Source organism: Millionella massiliensis, from assembly GCF_900104655.1.
In the GTDB taxonomy this organism is placed as follows: domain Bacteria; phylum Bacteroidota; class Bacteroidia; order Bacteroidales; family Rikenellaceae; genus Rikenella; species Rikenella massiliensis.
Genome location: NZ_FNWD01000002.1, coordinates 2,023,476 through 2,040,845 on the forward strand (window position 1 = coordinate 2,023,476; position 17,370 = coordinate 2,040,845).

The window sequence follows — 17,370 nt, forward strand, 5'->3', positions numbered from 1 at the left end:
TATCGTAAGGTTCCACTGCTGGTTCCGCTGTGACGCGGGAGGATATCGCCCGCCGCAGCGGAAGTTGGGCGGTTCAGGGTTCGATAATCATCAGTTCGACGCCGAGCATCGAGGCCAGGTTGGAGATGAACTCCATGTAGCGCATGTCGGCCTGGGGCGAAATGGTTCCCAGCGAGATCTTGGCCGGATGGAGGGCTTCGATACAGTCTTCGATGGCTGCCCGTACGAGCCGCATGCCTTCGACCGAGAAGTTCGAGTGTCCGAAGGTCGATCGGAAGGTGCTGTTGTCGGAGAGCAGTTCCAGGGTAGGGATGATTTCGATTCGGTTTCGTTGGGCTGCAGCGAGGATCTGTTGCAACTGTTCGGTGCGGTAGTAGCCGTCCGAGGGGTAGAGGGTACCGGCGGTGCAGGCTACTTCGAGCGAGGGGCTCTCCATGCGCCAATGGTTGTTGTCGACCAGTACGAGGTAGATCTCTTTCGAGCGGCTGCCTAGCCGTTTGATAGCGGCTTCGAGGTCGCCGACGCTTCGCAGACTGGTGGCAGCATCGATGATGGCTCCGTGGTCGTGGGCTGCGGTGCGGGCTCCCCAGTCAGCCAGCACACCGCCTTGCAGGCACTGAACGCCGTTCGCATCTTTTACAATTCGGTCCTGAAGGGTGCGGAGGGCGTGTTGGAGCGAGTTTTCGCTCGTGAACGAAACGGTGATGCGGCGGGATTTGATGGTGATCTGCCAGGCGTCGCTGCCCGATGCCCCTTCGATGGAGTGGACTTTCTGTAGAATGATGCGGTTACGGGCCTTGTTGAGTGCGTTCGAGGCGGCCACACCTTTCGAACGGAGCCATTGGGCCAGTTCGGCGGCGGTGTTGCTGTGTTCGAAGTCGGAGGTGACGTAGACGGTTTTGTCCAGCAGAAATTTCTGGCGGGTCTGTACGGCGTGGCGGGGTTGGTGCTGACCGGCCGAACTTTTGGGCTGTGCGGTAGCCGTGAGCGGCCCCCCCAGCAGGACGATGGCGCAGAAAAGGGCGCAGAACCAGTGCGGTATGGCGTGCGCGATGTGTATCTTTTTCGGAAAAATCATTCTCAAAGATACGAAAAAATTTTACCTTTATAGTCCCATATACAATTCCGCATACCGATGAAGAGACTCGTTATCATCCCCACGTACAATGAAATCGAGAATATCGAGGCCATGATCGAGAAGGTTTTTTCGTTGCCCGAGCCGTTCGACATGCTGGTGATCGACGACGGATCGCCCGACGGTACGGCTGCAGTCGTGCGTCAGGCCATGGCTCAACGGTATGCCGGCCGGCTGCATATGATCGAACGCAGCGGCAAACTGGGACTCGGTACGGCTTATATTGCGGGATTCAAGTGGGCGTTGCAGCAGGGCTACGACTACATCTTCGAGATGGACTGTGACTTCTCGCACAATCCGGACGACCTGCTGAGGCTTTACAAGGCTTGTCACGAGGGTGGGGCCGATGTGGCGATCGGGTCGCGTTACGTCACGGGGGTCAATGTCATCAACTGGCCCATCGGACGGGTGATCATGTCTTATTACGCTTCGGCCTACGTGCGGTGGGTGCTCGGCATTCCGGTGAAGGACTGTACGGCCGGTTTCGTATGTTTCCGGGCCGAGGTGCTGCGGACGATCGACCTGGACCAGATCCGCATGAAAGGGTACGGTTTTCAGATCGAGATGAAGTATTCGGCGTGGAAGTTGGGATTTCGGACCATCGAGGTTCCGATTATCTTTACGGACCGGACCAAGGGCAGTTCCAAAATGAGCAGCGGTATCTTCGGCGAGGCTTTCTGGGGGGTACTCCGGATGCGTTTCCGCAAGATTTTGCCCGCGTCGCGCAGTTAGCTTTTGGGTGAGTGCGTGCGGGAGGATGACAAGGAAACCGTGAGGAAGTCGGGATTCGTTGATTCTCCTCTTCAAATTGCTCCGGGTGAGGGTGATTTCTTAGGATTACAATCCTAACCATTATAAAACGCTGGTTTTACAGGCTTTAGTTGAGGAGGTTTCCGTTACGGAACCTCCTCCATTTATTTACACCATTCCCTCAAATGTTTCTCGAAGTATCGAAATGGCGTCGCGGGAGGAGGGACTTGGGGCTTTGTGTGTCGATACGAATGGCGGGTTATGGCCTTCGGAAATAAAGTGGTGGGTGTTGTGAAAACCGGGAAGCGCAGGGGTATGGAAACTGCATGTGTTGATAGCTTCTCGGTGGGGATGATGAAGCAAAAACGCCCTCCGTGCGGTTCCGCAGTTTGCGGAGGGCACGGAGGGCGAGTTCTTATCGGGCTATCCCCGGAGGGGGGAGAGTTATTGTGGCGGCAGGGCCGCTGCCTGTCATTAACAGGTAGCGCCTGGACCCGCACGTTCGGAGAAAATGGTTACAGCAGGTCGATTTCGGCTATGGCGGCGACGTCGCTGTTACCGGCAATTTCGGTCGCTTCGATCTGTACGTAGCGGGCCTTGACCGCATGTTTGAAGAAGAGGTAGCGCTGCGAGGGGTCGTTCACCAGGTTTCCGAACTCGAAACCTTCCACCTCTTTCCATTTCTTTCCGTCGTTGCTGATGCGGATGATGCCTTTGGCGATCATCCCCTGCGGACCGGCGGTCTGGGGCGTGTAGGCAAAGCCGGTCAGTTTCTGTTCGGAACCCAGGTCGAGCGTGAGGCTGTGCGGAGTGGCTCCCGGCTCGGACTGCCAGTAGGTGGCGGGATCGGCGTCGAGGGCCAGTGCAGCGTCGTGGTCGGATGCTGAACTGCTTGCGTTGACAACTTTCCAACCCTTTTTAATCAAACCGAAACGCTCTTCGAGCAGGGCGCCGTTTTCGCCGTTCAGGATTGCGACGGCCGAAAGGTGGCCGTTGGCCATGGTAAAGGGACCGGTGTATTCGGGCGATGCGGCGGTCGGAACGCTTCCGTCCGTGGTGTAGTGGATCTTGAAGCCGGCGCTCAGGTTGGCGGCGATGTCTTCGCCGTGGGCTTTCCACCCGAAGTTCTGTCGCATCGGTTCGATGGTTACGTTACCTTCCAGGTCGCGGCGGGCGCTCAGGCGCGGCGGACGGGCCTTGTAGTGGTGGGCCGTGACGGCGCTGATGGCCGGGGTGTGGCGCGAGCTGAGGATCCGGATTCGCAGACGGTCGGTCGTTACGTCGGGGAAACGCAGGATACGCTTGTAGCCGATGTTCGTGGCCTGGGCAATCTGGGTCCACTGGCCGTTGATCCAGGCGTCGAGGGCGTGTTGTTCGACTCGCTCGCCCTGTGTGGCGACCGCTTCCTGGATGGCCAGCCGGTTGAGGGTGATCGGTTCGGGGGTGGTGATGATGATTTCGGGTGTGGCACCTTCGAGCAGCAGGTAGGTGTCGGCATTGTGGTCGAGCACCTCTTTGGGTCCTTCAGCACGGTCGAGCAGATCGGTGCCGTAGGTCTCTTCGATGCGTTTCCCGGTCTCTTTCAGCACCTTGACGTCGGTGTCCGAGAAACGGCCGTCGCGGTTGGGCGGAATGTTCAGCATGAAGATCGAGTTGCCGCCCACGGCGCGTTCGTACATGTCGAAGACGTCGTCGGTGCTGCGTACGCGCTGGAGCGAGTCGTCGCGGTAGAACCACCCTTCGCGGATCGAGGTGTTGGTCTCGGCGGGTTGGTAGTGGAGGAATTTGCCTTTGCAGAGCTGTTCGCGGCTGCCGAGGTCGAAGTCGGTCAGGTCGGCAAAGTTCGACATGGTGTCGGGATTCTCCTGGTACGGGATGACGTTCCACTCGGTGTGGCGTGTGCCGCCGGCTTCGTTGCCGCACCAGCGGATATCCTCGCGGCCGAATACGACGGCCTGCGGGGCGAGGGTGTGGATCAGCTCTTTCCAGGCGTGGTAGTTGTAGCGCTGGCCTCCCTTGCGTTTGGGGTGGGCGCCGTCGAGCCACACTTCGTGGATGGGGCCGTACTCGGTGAGCAGTTCGAAGAGCTGGTTGAGGTAGTATTCGTTGTAGTCGTCGACGACGAACTCAAAGCGGGTCTTGTTGGCGAACGGACGGCCCGGAACTTCGCGCGGAATGGTCCGCTTGGTGTAGGGGCTGAGGTTGCCGTAGAGTCCTTCGGGATTTTCGATCTGGTAGAGGTCGGCCGGCGAGAGGTAGACGCCGAGTTTGAGGCCGTATTTCTGGCACGAGGCCGAGAGGTCTTTCAGAATGTCGCCCTTTCCGTCGCGGAAGTCGGTGGACATGATGCCGTGGCGGGTGTAGCGGCTCTGCCACAGCACGAAGCCGTCGTGGTGTTTGACCGTCAGCACGACCATGCGGATGCCGGCGGCTTTCATGGCTTCGCACCATTGGTCGGTGTCGAGCTCGCGCAGGGCGAAGATTTTGGGGTCTTCCTTGCCGCTGCCCCACTCCATACGGGTGAAGGTGTTGGGACCGAAGTGGATGAAGGCGATGAATTCGTTCCGGAGGGCTTCCATCTGGTTGGCCGTTGGGACCACGTGGGCAGCCTTTTCGATGATGGTTTCGGGAGTGTCGCCGGGTTCGATGGCGACGGTGTTCCGGTAGGTGACCGGGGGCTCTTGCGCGGCGGCCTGCATAGCAAACAGACCACCCAGCAGTGCTGCGAAGAGTGGTTTCATAAAGATTAGGTAGGGTTAATGGGGTGTTTAGGTAATTTAAATATAAAAACAGGCTAAAGTTAGTAATTAATTCCGGCTTTACAAGAGTGTTGAATCCGAAGCGTGTTGGCCGGACAGTGTGTTGGGATGTAGTCTCCTGATATACGGTGCGTTTACCGATGATGGGGCTGAGAACTTATTGTTTGCGGAGCAGGGAATTCCGAGCAGGGTAGATGGGCCGGTGGTGAAGTCTACTTCTTGTAGGATGGGCGTTGGTTCGTTAAACCGCGGTCTTCCATGCAGAAGATGTGTACGTCTACAGATTTTGCGTCGCCCGTACATAGACCCGTATATAAAAAAGTACCGGTTCTCGAGGGGAGAACCGGTACGGAAATATCGCAATTCTGTAAGCCTGTTTCAAAAATTGCCGATAGGGTGTGTGCGCTTACTTTTTGAAGTAGCGGTTGTAGAGGCCTTCGAAGCCTTTGCCATGACGGGCTTCGTCTTTGCACATTTCGTGTACGGTGTCGTGGATGGCGTCCAGGCCGAGTTCTTTGGCGCGGGTAGCGATGCGTTTTTTGTCTTCGCAGGCACCGGCTTCAGCTTCCATACGGGCTTTGAGGTTGGTCTTGGTGTCCCAAACCACTTCGCCGAGCAGTTCGCAGAAACGCGATGCGTGGTCAGCTTCTTCGAGGGCGTAGCGTTTGAAGGCTTCGGCGATTTCGGGGTAACCTTCGCGATCGGCCTGACGGCTCATGGCCAGGTACATGCCGACTTCGGTGCATTCGCCTTCGAAGTGGGCTTTCAGACCTCCCATACCTCTTTGTCAACGCCTTTGGCTACACCGATCACGTGTTCGTCTACAAAGTGCAGAGCGCCTTCCTGTTCAACGTATTCTTTGAATTTTTCTTTCGGCTGTTTGCACTGCGGGCAGAAGTCGGGAGCTTCTTCGCCTTCGTAGATGTAACCGCAGACGGTGCAGATGAATTTCTTTTTCATGGTGTTTCGTTATTGAAGGTTAGAGTTTTTCGTTTGTCGTTCGGTTTGCCGTTTGCAACACTGGGCACAGGTGCCGCGGTAGTAGATCTGGGTCGAGGCGACGGCATGACCTCCGGGGGGCAGGGGCAGCTGGGGCAGCGGGTCGAAGAAGACGTCGTACAGGGTGCCGCAGGCGGTGCACAGGAAGTGGCCGTGGGGGCTTGTGTCGCCGTCGAAGCGCGACTCGCGCGGGTCGATGGTGATGTGGGCGGCGGCACCGTGTTCCACCAGCAGGGCCAGTGTATTGTAGACCGTGGTCTTCGACAGGGTCGGGATGTGCGGAGCCAGCGCGCCGTATATTTCGTCGGCGGTCGGGTGGGTCCGGTGCGTAAGCAGGTAGTCCATCACGGCGATCCGTTGGAGCGACGGGCGGATGTTGTGTGCCCGGAGCAGTTCACTGGTATTTGCTGGTCTCGACACGATTTTTGTAATGGTTACATTTTTATTTCGGATGCAAATATAACGGCTTTTTTGAATTCTGCAAAATTCGTTCCACAGTTTTGTGTTTTGTCGCTCGGTCCGTGTTTTTTTCGGGGGAGCGGCGAGGTGCCCGGTATTTTGTGTGCAAACGGGAATCGATGCGTGAAAAAGAACGGGAAAGAGGCTCTGAATATTCTGTCGGACAGGGAAAATTGTCCCGAAAAAATGTTATTTTTGAAAGGAGTAGCGGACTGCCGTGCGAGTTTTCTCTTGTCGGACGCTTTCGTGGACATGAGAGAGGGCGGTGCGTAATGGAATATGCCGGGGCAGACGGATAGGTCGAGCGGGCAGTGGGTGCAGGAAAGCGACAGAAGCGGAGAAAACGGTCGGTGCGGTGCGAGTCGGATGAAATGTTTCACCTCAAACTGTCGGATCATGAAAAAAAGGATCGGAATCATCGGACTGTTATTTATTCTGGGGGTATATGTCGCTGCGGCGGAGCCGCGTCTGCCGGAGGAGGCTCCGAAAACGCTCTATCCGCTGAAGCAGTGTGTGGCGGTGCAGGATATTGCGCCGTACATCGACAAGGTTGAGGTCGTGATGCTGGAGGCAACCCCCAAGTCGCTGATCGGCGAGATGAATAAAATGGTGCTGAGGCCCGACGGGGCATTCGTTCTGCTGACCCATACGGGAATCTATGTTTTTGACAAGACGGGGAAATTCCTTTTCCCGGTGGGGCGGATCGGCGAGGGGCCCGGCGAGTATGTCCGGGCTTCGGACCTCTGTCTGAGTGCGGACGGCCGTTCGATACTGGTACTGACGGCTTATCGGCAGGTGCTCCGCTATCAGGCCGACGACGGCAAGTTTGTGAAGACGATCGCCCTGGATCCCGCTCTGCAACACTCCTGCGACGGGATCGCTCCGGCGCCGAACGACGGTTTTTATCTCTATGCCGGCAATCCGGCCGATGCGAATGATTTCGCGACGCCGTTCAACTGTCTGTTGCAGTACGATGCCGAAGGAAAACTGGTGGCCCGGTCGCTGCCGCGCAAGGATTTCGGCATGCAGGTCGCCACGATCACCCAGGCGGCCGGCAACCGCTATATTCTTCGCCCGCAGGAGGGTGATAACCTGGCCTATCGGACGGATGCCCGGGGGGAATTCCATCCATGGTTGAGAATCGATTTCGGGGAGCGGGCCGTGCCCTCCGGATATATCAAAAAGTTGGGCGGCAGCGTGTGGAAACACCTGCAAACCTTCCTGCGCTCGGACTATTACAAAATGCCGGTCTATATCGAACAGACTCGCCAGGCTGTCTACTTCATGGCGTCCGGCCCGGAGGCGAGGTCTTACGAGTTTCTCTATTTTACGGGAGCCGGGCGCGGTATCCAGTGGAAGAGCGAGGCGCTGTCGGTTACGCCCTTCTTGATCGGAGCGTCGGACGACGGCTGGTTCTACGGGGTGTATGACGATGCCAAGAGCTATTCGGCTGCCGAACTGGCCACCTTCTCGCCGTTAAAGCGTTACCTCGTCGAACAGGTCGGGGTGAAGGTGTCGGACGACGGGAATCCGCCGCTGGTCAAAATCCGCTTCAAACCCGGTAAATAACGCCGCGAGGGCGGATCTGTGCGGAGCACGTAATGTGAGGTGGGAGCGGGAGGCAAAACAGGAGGGTTGGTACGGGGTGAAAGTGAGGGGGAAGTTCTCTATGTCGTTGCAGCACGTAGGTAATGGGACGGGAAGCGCTATGCTGGTAAAAGAATCCGTTCGGAGGGTAGCCGCCTGTTTGCGATGCAGTGTGCGGATGGGACATGACGGTCACGAAGCGAAGCGTGAGTTCCTGTTCGTGCGATTCCTTTTATAATTGAAGGGGAAAGTGATCCCCGATGTGGAGGGAGGGGAAGGTGTGCGGCTCAGGGGAGGGCTGTCGTGACGTGCAGTTTCCGACTGGTTCCGACACCCTGAAACCGCTCTCAATCTGTGTGGAAGAGCATGGACCGGATTCTAACCCGGACATTCGGAAAAAAATTTGTGTAATCCGAAAAAGGAAAATACCTTTGTTAACGGAAAAACAGGTGAAAAATACGCCCGTTCCGCAGACGTCGTTCGTGGTCGGCGACCGCCGCGCCGCTCTCGGACACAATGGTAAACCGCACTTACTTCTGGCTTACAAAATAACAATCATCAAAACAACCAAACTTATGAGTAAACTCTGGAGCTCTTCCATCGGGAAGAAGTTAGTGATGAGCCTCTCCGGGCTTTTCCTGGTACTCTTCCTGCTCGTCCACCTGGCCGCCAACCTCTTCTTCTACGGAGGTCCCGAAGCCTACAATGCCATGTGTGCATTCATGGACACTAACCCCTTCATCCGCGTGATGGTACCGGTGCTGGCCCTCGGGTTCATCATCCACATCGCCTGGGCGACCGTCATCACCCTCAAAAACCAGACCGCTCGTCCCGTGAAGTACAAAGTGCAGAACCTCAGCAAATCGTCTGCCTGGGAATCGCGCAACATGTACGTGCTGGGGATCATCGTTCTGGGTATCCTGGCCTGGCACCTCTCCGACTTCTGGGCCTACATGCAGATGCAGCACTTTATCGGCGGTGAAGCTGTCGAAAGCCCCTATGCTCTGTTGGTACAAACCTTTGCCAACCCCGTGATCTCGATCCTCTACATCATCTGGATCATCGCCCTGTGGTTCCACCTGCGCCACGGCTTCTGGAGCGCATTCCAGACCCTCGGCCTCGACAACCAGATCTGGATCAAACGCTGGAAATGCGTAGCCAAAGTCTACGCCTTCATCGTTGCCGTTGGCTTTATCTCGATTCCGGTGGCCGTGCTGCTGATCTCCTGCTTCGGCAAATAACAGAGGCCCCCTTCCGGTCAACCATTCCATTTTCACTTAATTCCGACTGAAAGAATATGAGCATACTCGATTCCAAAATCCCCGAAGGGCCGTTGGCTCAGAAGTGGAGCAAACATAAAGCTGAAATCAAAGTCGTCAGCCCCGCCAACAAACGCAAACTCGACGTCATCGTCGTAGGTACCGGTCTGGCAGGCGCCTCGGCTGCCGCCTCGCTCGGCGAACTCGGATACAACGTCAAGGTATTCTGCATCAGCGACTCGCCCCGTCGTGCACACTCCATCGCCGCACAGGGGGGGATCAACGCCGCCAAAAACTACCAGAACGACAACGACTCCGTTTACCGCCTCTTCTACGATACCATCAAAGGTGGCGACTATCGTGCCCGCGAAGCCAACGTTTACCGTCTGGCCGAAGTGTCGAACTCGATCATCGACCAGTGCGTGGCTCAGGGTGTACCCTTCGCCCGTGACTACGGTGGACTGCTCGACAACCGTTCGTTCGGTGGTGCACAGGTAAGCCGTACCTTCTATGCCCGCGGTCAAACCGGTCAGCAGCTGCTGCTCGGCGCCTACGCCGCCCTGAACCGCCAGATCAAAAAAGGTTCGGTGAAATCCTATCCCCGTCACGAAATGCTCGACCTCGTGCTGATCGACGGCAAAGCCCGCGGGATCATCACCCGTAACCTCGTGACCGGCGAAATCGAACGCTACGGTGCTCACGCCGTGCTGATCTGCTCCGGCGGTTACGGCAACGTCTTCTTCCTCTCGACCAACGCCATGAACTCCAACGGCTCGGCCGCTTGGCAGTGCTACAAAAAAGGCGCCATGTTCGCCAACCCCTGCTTCACCCAGATCCACCCGACCTGCATCCCGAAGCATGGCGAACAGCAGTCCAAACTGACCCTGATGTCCGAATCGTTGCGTAACGACGGACGTATCTGGGTGCCCAAGAAAAAAGAAGACGTCGAAGCCGTTCGCTCCGGTGCCAAAAAACCGTCGCAGATCCCCGAAGAAGATCGTGACTACTACCTGGAACGCCGCTACCCGGCCTTCGGTAACCTCGTTCCGCGTGACGTGGCTTCGCGTGCCGCCAAGGAACGTTGCGACGCAGGCTTCGGCGTGAACGAAACCGGCCTGGCCGTATTCCTCGACTTCTCGACCGCCATCGCTCGTCTGGGTAAGGATGTGATCGCTCAGCGTTACGGCAACCTCTTCCAGATGTACGAAAAGATCGTGGACGTCAACCCCTACGAAGAACCGATGATGATCTACCCGGCCGTGCACTACACCATGGGCGGTATCTGGGTGGACTACAACCTGATGACCACCATCCCCGGCCTCTACGCCCTCGGTGAAGCCAACTTCTCCGACCACGGTGCCAACCGTCTGGGTGCATCGGCCCTGATGCAGGGGCTGGCCGACGGTTACTTCGTGATCCCCTACACCCTCGGCGACTACCTCTCGCACGACATCCAGACCCCGAAGATCGACACCAACCATCCCGCCTTCGACGAAGCCGAAAAAGCAGTGAAAGCGAAGATCGAAAAACTCTTCTCGATCAACGGTAAACGTTCGGTGGACGACCTGCACCGTGCACTGGGTGAAATCATGTGGGAATACGTCGGTATGGCCCGTACCAAAGAGAGCCTCGAAAAAGCCATCGTCGAAATCCAGAAACTGCGCAAAGAGTTCTGGACCAACGTGCGTGTTCCTGGCAAAGGAAACGACTTCAACCAGGAGATCGAAAAAGCGCTCCGCGTGGCCGACTTCATGGAAATGGGTGAACTGATGGCCCGCGACGCACTCAACCGTAACGAATCGTGCGGTGGTCACTTCCGCGAAGAGTTCCAGACTCCCGAAGGTGAAGCACAGCGCGACGACGAACACTACGCATACGTAGCCGTTTGGGAATACAAAGGTCCGGATCAGGAACCCGTCCTCCACAAGGAAGAGCTCCGCTTCGATACCGTTCACCTGGCTCAGCGTAACTACAAAGACTAATTCCGACAACGTTTTTAACCGTTTAACCGTTCGTTCGCATACGCATTGCGCAGCCAGTATCTGCTGCGTTGGGCCGGAAGGCGGCGCATCCGCCTCGTCGGCTCAGGAGGATGCTGACGCGGAAAGGTACCGCAGATGCTGTTCCGCTCTTCTCCCTCGGGGATGAAGAGCGAGCAGCCGTTTCACTGCCCTTCTTCGCGCTGCAAGGCGAAGTGGACGAACAGAAAAATTGAAAAAACTTTATGAACCTGAAGTTAAAGATATGGCGTCAGAAAGACGCTCACGATAAAGGTCACTTCGAAGACTATCACGTTGAGAACGTTTCGGAAGGGAGCTCGTTCCTCGAAATGCTCGACATCCTGAACAACAACCTCATCCACGAAGGCAAGGAACCGATCGCTTTCGACCATGACTGCCGTGAAGGTATCTGCGGGATGTGTTCGCTCTTCATCGACGGCCGTGCTCACGGTCCGGACGACGATGTGACCACCTGCCAGCTCCACATGCGCAAATTCAAGGACGGCGACACCATCACCATCGAACCCTGGCGTTCGAAAGCCTTCCCGGTGATCAAAGACCTCGTCGTTGACCGTTCGGCTTACGACAAGATCCTCCAGGCCGGTGGCTATATCTCGGTCAACACCGGTGGTGTGCCCGATGCCAACGCCATTCCGATTCCGAAGAAAAACGCCGACGAATCGATGGACGCTGCTGCCTGCATCGGTTGCGGTGCCTGCGTAGCTACCTGTAAAAACGGTTCGGCCATGCTCTTCGTGGCTGCCCGTGTCAGCTCGCTCGCCCTGCTGCCCCAGGGTAAAGTCGAAGCTGCCCGCCGTGCCAAAGCCATGGTGGCCAAAATGGACGAACTCGGATTCGGCGGATGTACCAACACCGGTGCCTGCGAAGCTGAATGCCCCAAAGGTATCTCGATCGCACACATCGCCCGTCTGAACCGCGAATTCCTCTGCGCCAAACTGAAAGACTAATCCGTTCGGATTCTCCCGGCCTGTTCATGTGGCCGGAAAATATCGACAGGGAGCCAGGATCTCACATGATCCTGGCTCCCTGCATTTTTATCCGTCCCCAATTCTCTCCGTTAGTGCAGTGGTCGATTGGACGAAAATGTTTATCTTTACAGAAAATGCAACCTTATGAAATCAAAAATCCTGTTGCTGTTCACGGCCCTGCTGCCGCTGGTAATTTTCAGCTGTAAGAAAAAAACGGAGACGCCACCGCCTACGCCCACGGTATTCGAAATACCCGAAGGGACGCTTCCTGTGGTTTTCCACGTGCTGTACGAAAATCCCGGCAGTATGATTCAAAATCCATCGGCCGCGGTGTTTGAAAAACGGATCGAGCAGATGAACCAGTTCTATGCGGCGAGCCTTTTTACGTCGGCCGGCAGCGCAAAGGTTGATGTCAAGTTCATGCTTGCCACCCACGACCCCGACGGCAACGAGATGGCTGAACCCGGTATCCATCGTGTCCAGTACAGCGGTTCGTCCAATATGAGTGCCGAGAAATTTCTGGATCATACCCGTACCTTGAGCACGCTGGATAAAGAGATTCTGTGGGATCCGAATCAGTATGTCAACGTTTGGCTGTTCGGTTTCCTTCAGTCGTCGAATCCCGACGAGGATGAAACCTATGTGACCGGTATCTCCTATATGCCCTATTGTACTTCGTCGAATCCGTTGTTGTTGCTGCCTCAGTGGAACGGAGCTCTCACGCAGCTGCCCGATTACATGCACGGTATTACGCTCAATAACCGGTACTTCCAGCCGACTACCGAACTGATGGCCGACGAGGGTATGTTCACGCTGTGTCACGAGATGGGGCACTATCTGGGGCTTTATCACGCTTTCAGCGAAGAGAACGGGTGTGACGATCCCGACAATGCTAGCGACGACGGATGCAGCGATACGCCGAAATATGATCGTGCGACCTACCAGCAGTTGTTTGAAACCGGAACGTTGCCTTACAATGAGTATTACCGTCAGCCCTGCGACGGCAGCGCGCCCTTCCTTTCGACCAACGTGATGGACTATTACATGAGTTTGCGCACCAACCTGACTTCGCAGCAGAAGGCTCGGGTTGAGCATGTGATGGCTTACAGCCCCTGGATACCCCGAAGCAAGAGCGAGACCAAGGCCATGCTTGAAAACTTTACCGACGAAATTACCGACGAACGTCCGACACCCGTGCTGATGCGCTAAATGCGTAGGTCCGTCCATGTGCCCGGATGCGACTTGCGGCCTCGGGGTCGGCAGGAGGGTGATGTGCGATGGATGGGGCGAGAAGAGGGCTGGGTGGTGCATGGAAATACAGGTGTGTCTGGTGGAGCAGATGGCAAGTGGAGTAGCTGAGAAAGGTGGGGAGAGAAGTGCAAGGGAGAAAAGAGCGGAACGGTGAGGACGAGGATTCTCCAGCCACAAGGGAGTGGAGCGCGGATAGTTAGCGACAGGCCGTTGTCGCTTGAGGCATGGTAGGTACCATGTTGTTAGAACTCTTCGGAGAGTGAATGTTATATCTCGCACGTTAAAAATTTGTCCGTATGAAACATGCCCGATTGAAACATCCCCGTCGAATTGCGCTTCTGCTGCTGGCTGGTCTGATCGCCATTGTATTCTCCTGTCGGAAAGAGGGCGGCGGTAATGGTGATGCCACGACCCGAATCACCTCCGGAACGTACTCCTCGGACCACCATCCGGTCAGTTACGTCTGGAGTCAGATCGAGATCCCCGTCATGACCCGAAATGTATTGAGCTACGGCGTTTGCTGGGGCAGTTCCCGAACCCCTTCCGTCGATGGTGACAAACGGGAATTCAAGGCTCCGGCCGAGCATGCCGGTCGTTTGCGGCTCATACAGGCGTTCCATGCCGACCAGGAAGGAATGGAACCGGGAGCCAGTTATTTTGCCCGATCCTTTGTGCGGTACGACGATCGGGTGGTCTACGGCGAGACGCAATCGTTCACCGTGCCGATCTCCGATGCTGAGGCGGCCGGCGAAGAGTACGAGTTCCCGATGATCTTCCACGTGCTGTATACGTCGCCGACCAACGAAAAGCACAACCCGCACTCCAACCTCTTTTTCACGCAAGTCGAAAATCTGAACCGGGTGGTGCGTATGAATATGGCGGTGAACGGGATGACCGCTTCGGTTCGGTTCCGTCTGGCCGAGACCGGTCCCGACGGGGAGTTTCTCCCCGAAGCCGGGGTCGAGCGCGTCTATTATGAGAAGGCTACCGAAGAGCTGCCGTGGCAGTTCTTTTCCACGCCGATCGACCCGGAGCGACAGGCTCTGCTGTGGGATCCCTATCGCTACCTCAATCTGTGGCTGTTTCCGCGCAAAGGGGATTCCTGGACCGGTACCTCCTGTGACGCATTTGTCCCCGAAGCAAACATGCGGTGCGGATGCGTCCCTGCCGAGGTCTATATGAAATACTACCCCATGCACGGCATTTGCCTGAATACGGTGCATCTCGGAACTGCGGATTTCAAAACCCTGGAGCACGAAATGGGACATATGCTGGGGTTGAGCCACGTCTTTTCATTCGGTGACTGCATGGACTTCGACTGTTGCAGCGATACCCCGAGTTACGACCGCGATGCCTACCTGGCCAATATCCGGCAGTGGATGTATCAGCGGCAAACCTGCGACGGTACCGTTTTTACGTCAGACAATATTATGGATTACGGACTGGGTTATCAGACTACCTTCACGCCGCAGCAGTGCGAAATCATGCAACACGTCCTGCGTTACGGCCTGATGCTGCCTGACCGCACTCCCGAACTCGAAGAGTTCGGACGCCGCCTCGTGGCTGAACCCGAGTCGGCGGTTGCAAAAGCGGCTCTTCCCGAGTCCCTATTCCGATCCCTGCTCCATACCGACTCTTTACCCCAACTTAACCTTTAAATAAATCTAACTTGTGGGACTGATGCCCGTCTGTGCCCACACTATTTTTTGTTATGAACTCTGTTATTGCCTCTTTTCGAACGTTGACCGTTCTTTCTCTGTCCGCCGCATCTTTGTGTGCGGTTCCTGCCGTTGCTCAGGAGACCGTCGCCCCTGCCAGCCACGAGTGGCGGTGGGAAATCGCTGACGATGGAGTGGCCCGAAGGTTGATCTTTGCCGCCACGGACAACCATCCGGCTGACACCATTCCGTTTTTCGCCAACGGTAAATTCCGCGGCCCCTCTTTCTATCTGAAGGATCCCGCCAACGGAATCGACTCGACGGCCGTCTGGACTCGTACCGCTCCCGGCGAATACCGCTCCGGTGCGATTGAGGGTGTTGTCTGTACGCTTGTCTATCGCAGTGATACAGAACGCCCCACGCTGAGCGTCACGCTCCGGAACGAGGGACCGATTGCCGTGCAACCCCAGAAGGCCGGTCTCCGGCTTGGCATCGATACCTATATGGACAGCTGGCCTGCCTGGTTCGGCAAGTATTTCCCGACCCTGTTGCGTAACGAGAAGACCCACTTCTGGGGCTATCTGCAGGCTCCCGGGGTCGATAAACCGCTGTTGGGCATTGCCAGCGAACAACCCGTTGCGTCGTGGAGCGCCGATTTCTCGCTCGGTTACCTCGGTGCGGCCGGGCAGTGGTGGTGGGGCCACCGCGTGGAATCGATCAACCTTGACCTGCTCAACGCTCTGCCCCTGCCCGAACGCCATCCGCAGAACCTCTGGCAGTTGCAGCCCGGCGAAACGAAGTGTTGGGACATCGTGCTGTTTGCCGTAGCGGACCCCGCCGACCTCGAACCGACCGTCACCGCCATAGCGCAGGCCCCGACGCTCCGCATGGAACGCACCTCCTACCGACCCGACGAGGAGGTGCGGCTCGACATCTACTCCCCGTCGGGCAGTGCCCGTCCCAAACTGACGGTCACCAACCGTGCGGGTGAGCAGATCGACGTGTATGCCCGCCACATGGGAAACGGCCATTTCCGTACCGATCCGTTCCGTCTGCCGGCTCCCGGTCTCTATACCGTGCGGGCCGAGGTCGGAGGCAAGGTGGCCGAAGGGGTGGTCAGTGCGCTTCATCCGTGGGAGTGGTATCTCCGTCGCGGCCGCGAAGCCGCGCTGAAACATAACCAGAAAGCCTCGTCGCACATTGAGAGCTGGATGGGGTACTACACCGCCTTCCTGGCTGCGCGGGAGTTCCCCTCCGACTCGATCGACCGGGCGCTCGACGCGCGTTTCGAATTGCTGTTCGACCTGCTGCACGATACCGTGAAGATGGAGCCGCGCTACTTTGCGACCCGCATCCAGAATACGGCCGGTACGATCGGGATGCTCGTCGACCGTTTTGAAGCCTACGGCCGCCGGCTCGATCTCGAACGGGCAGCCCGGCTGGGCGACTGGCTGATTGCCAGTTCGCAACGCCCCGATGGAGCCTATTATAATCAAGGTACGATCTACACCAGTGTGATTTACGTGGCCAAAAGCATTCTGGAACTGGTTGAAGCCGAGAAACGCATGGCCGCTTCGGCTCCCGATTCTGCCCAGTGGCGTGACCGCGCGGAGCGTCATTATGCCTCGGCCAAACGGGCCATCGACCAGCTTGTGGCCGCACGCGGCAACTTCCAGACCGAAGGCGAACATACCTTCGAGGACGGTATGGTCTCCTGCTCGGCCCTGCAAATGGGGCTGATGGGGCTGATGCAGTCCGACACGGCCGAACGGGCGCGATATACGCGTGCCATGCTCGAGGTGCTTAACAGCCACGACTGTCTGGCGCAGTTGCGTGTGCCTGACGCCCGCCGTCGCGGGGGCACGATGCGTTTCTGGGAGTCCCAGTACGACGTGCAGATGCAACCCGACATGTTCAATTCGCCCCACGGGTGGAGTGCCTGGCGCGGATACGCCACCTACTACGCCTATCTGCTGACCGGCGACGAACGCTGGCTGCGCGAAACGTTCAATGCCATGGGAGCCTTTGCCAACCTGGTCGATCCGCAGACCGGCGAACTCTCCTGGGCATTCATTACCGACCCCTATGTCGCTGCGGAGCAGACCTGCGGACCCGATACCACGGTGACGTTCGATACGCCGACCTTCGGCAATCCCCATCCGCGGCTCTATCCCACGCGCCGTCTGGTGGTGGGCGAACAGTATGTTCCGATGATCAGCCATTGGCAACCCGTTAACACCCAAGACAACGATGTTCACGAGGTGTTCAAACTGATTGGCGAGGCCGCTTTGACCCAGGCTTTCGTGGTGGTTCGTCCCGACGGCACGGTGGCCGCCTACAACTGCGACGTGGTGCACCGCGGAAAGAAAAACCTGCTCGTCGTCCCCTCCGAACCGCAGATCCGGGCCGTGCACTTCAACGTGCCCTATCCGATGGAGGCGAGTGTCGAATTCGCCTCGGGTGTGGTCAAGGCTACGGCTGAGCCGATGCAGTGGATTCGGGCCAAGTAAGAGGCAGACGCCCC

Annotated in this window: 11 protein-coding genes and 1 pseudogene; 8 read left to right on the top strand and 4 right to left on the bottom strand. The window is 57.3% G+C overall.

Features of this window, described 5'->3' with window-relative positions; genetic code table 11:
- Positions 1 to 73: 73 nt before the first annotated feature.
- Positions 74 to 1,078, bottom strand: a complete 1,005-nt coding sequence (locus BQ5379_RS07855) for a glycoside hydrolase family 20 zincin-like fold domain-containing protein (RefSeq protein ID WP_071134922.1) — start codon at positions 1,076 to 1,078, stop codon at positions 74 to 76.
- Between the two features lie 57 nt (positions 1,079 to 1,135).
- Here BQ5379_RS07855 and BQ5379_RS07860 point away from each other — a divergent pair, with 57 nt between their 5' ends.
- A complete protein-coding gene (locus tag BQ5379_RS07860) occupies positions 1,136 to 1,867 on the top strand; it encodes a polyprenol monophosphomannose synthase (RefSeq protein ID WP_071134923.1) in 732 nt (243 codons plus the stop codon).
- Positions 1,868 to 2,400: 533 nt separating this feature from the next.
- On the opposite strand, the gene BQ5379_RS07865 is transcribed toward BQ5379_RS07860, so the two are convergent.
- The 3 genes and pseudogenes from BQ5379_RS07865 to BQ5379_RS07875 form a co-directional block, all read right to left on the bottom strand.
- A complete protein-coding gene (locus tag BQ5379_RS07865) occupies positions 2,401 to 4,626 on the bottom strand; it encodes an alpha-L-fucosidase (RefSeq protein WP_071134924.1) in 2,226 nt (741 codons plus the stop codon).
- Between the two features lie 424 nt (positions 4,627 to 5,050).
- Positions 5,051 to 5,604, bottom strand: a pseudogene (locus BQ5379_RS07870) (NADH peroxidase).
- A gap of 9 nt (positions 5,605 to 5,613) precedes the next feature.
- Positions 5,614 to 6,063 (bottom strand): Fur family transcriptional regulator, encoded by a 450-nt coding sequence (locus tag BQ5379_RS07875; RefSeq protein WP_071134925.1) that lies wholly within the window; start codon positions 6,061 to 6,063, stop codon positions 5,614 to 5,616.
- 435 nt (positions 6,064 to 6,498) lie between these two features.
- Between BQ5379_RS07875 and BQ5379_RS07885 the strand changes: the two genes are divergently transcribed.
- The 7 genes from BQ5379_RS07885 (at position 6,499) to BQ5379_RS07915 (ending at position 17,356) form a co-directional block, all read left to right on the top strand.
- The gene (locus tag BQ5379_RS07885; RefSeq protein WP_159431233.1) at positions 6,499 to 7,671 is read left to right on the top strand and encodes a 6-bladed beta-propeller; all 1,173 of its coding nucleotides are present in this window, start codon (positions 6,499 to 6,501) and stop codon (positions 7,669 to 7,671) included.
- 593 nt (positions 7,672 to 8,264) lie between these two features.
- Positions 8,265 to 8,930 carry a succinate dehydrogenase cytochrome b subunit gene (locus BQ5379_RS07890; RefSeq protein ID WP_071135593.1) on the top strand — a complete coding sequence of 222 codons (666 nt, stop codon included), beginning with the start codon at positions 8,265 to 8,267 and terminating at the stop codon, positions 8,928 to 8,930.
- Between the two features lie 56 nt (positions 8,931 to 8,986).
- Complete coding sequence (locus BQ5379_RS07895) at positions 8,987 to 10,930, top strand: fumarate reductase/succinate dehydrogenase flavoprotein subunit (RefSeq protein ID WP_071134928.1); 1,944 nt, start codon at positions 8,987 to 8,989, stop codon at positions 10,928 to 10,930.
- Between the two features lie 242 nt (positions 10,931 to 11,172).
- Positions 11,173 to 11,916: a succinate dehydrogenase/fumarate reductase iron-sulfur subunit gene (locus tag BQ5379_RS07900; RefSeq protein WP_071134929.1), complete on the top strand. Its 744-nt coding sequence runs from the start codon at positions 11,173 to 11,175 to the stop codon at positions 11,914 to 11,916.
- A 165-nt stretch (positions 11,917 to 12,081) separates the two neighbouring features.
- A complete protein-coding gene (locus tag BQ5379_RS07905) occupies positions 12,082 to 13,146 on the top strand; it encodes a M43 family zinc metalloprotease (RefSeq protein WP_071134930.1) in 1,065 nt (354 codons plus the stop codon).
- A gap of 338 nt (positions 13,147 to 13,484) precedes the next feature.
- Positions 13,485 to 14,846 carry a M43 family zinc metalloprotease gene (locus BQ5379_RS07910; protein ID WP_071134931.1) on the top strand — a complete coding sequence of 454 codons (1,362 nt, stop codon included), beginning with the start codon at positions 13,485 to 13,487 and terminating at the stop codon, positions 14,844 to 14,846.
- 53 nt (positions 14,847 to 14,899) lie between these two features.
- Positions 14,900 to 17,356, top strand: a complete 2,457-nt coding sequence (locus tag BQ5379_RS07915) for a hypothetical protein (protein ID WP_143039423.1) — start codon at positions 14,900 to 14,902, stop codon at positions 17,354 to 17,356.
- The last annotated feature ends 14 nt before the right edge of the window (positions 17,357 to 17,370 follow it).

Excerpts from the sequence above, each read along its gene's own strand:
- BQ5379_RS07855 (WP_071134922.1), bottom strand. The coding sequence starts at position 1,078 with ATGATTTTTCCGAAAAAGATACACATCGCGCACGCCATACCGCACTGG.
- BQ5379_RS07860 (WP_071134923.1), top strand. The coding sequence starts at position 1,136 with ATGAAGAGACTCGTTATCATCCCCACGTACAATGAAATCGAGAATATC.
- BQ5379_RS07865 (WP_071134924.1), bottom strand. The coding sequence starts at position 4,626 with ATGAAACCACTCTTCGCAGCACTGCTGGGTGGTCTGTTTGCTATGCAG.
- BQ5379_RS07885 (WP_159431233.1), top strand. The coding sequence starts at position 6,499 with ATGAAAAAAAGGATCGGAATCATCGGACTGTTATTTATTCTGGGGGTA.
- BQ5379_RS07890 (WP_071135593.1), top strand. The coding sequence starts at position 8,265 with ATGAGTAAACTCTGGAGCTCTTCCATCGGGAAGAAGTTAGTGATGAGC.
- BQ5379_RS07895 (WP_071134928.1), top strand. The coding sequence starts at position 8,987 with ATGAGCATACTCGATTCCAAAATCCCCGAAGGGCCGTTGGCTCAGAAG.
- BQ5379_RS07900 (WP_071134929.1), top strand. The coding sequence starts at position 11,173 with ATGAACCTGAAGTTAAAGATATGGCGTCAGAAAGACGCTCACGATAAA.
- BQ5379_RS07905 (WP_071134930.1), top strand. The coding sequence starts at position 12,082 with ATGAAATCAAAAATCCTGTTGCTGTTCACGGCCCTGCTGCCGCTGGTA.
- BQ5379_RS07910 (WP_071134931.1), top strand. The coding sequence starts at position 13,485 with ATGAAACATGCCCGATTGAAACATCCCCGTCGAATTGCGCTTCTGCTG.
- BQ5379_RS07915 (WP_143039423.1), top strand. The coding sequence starts at position 14,900 with ATGAACTCTGTTATTGCCTCTTTTCGAACGTTGACCGTTCTTTCTCTG.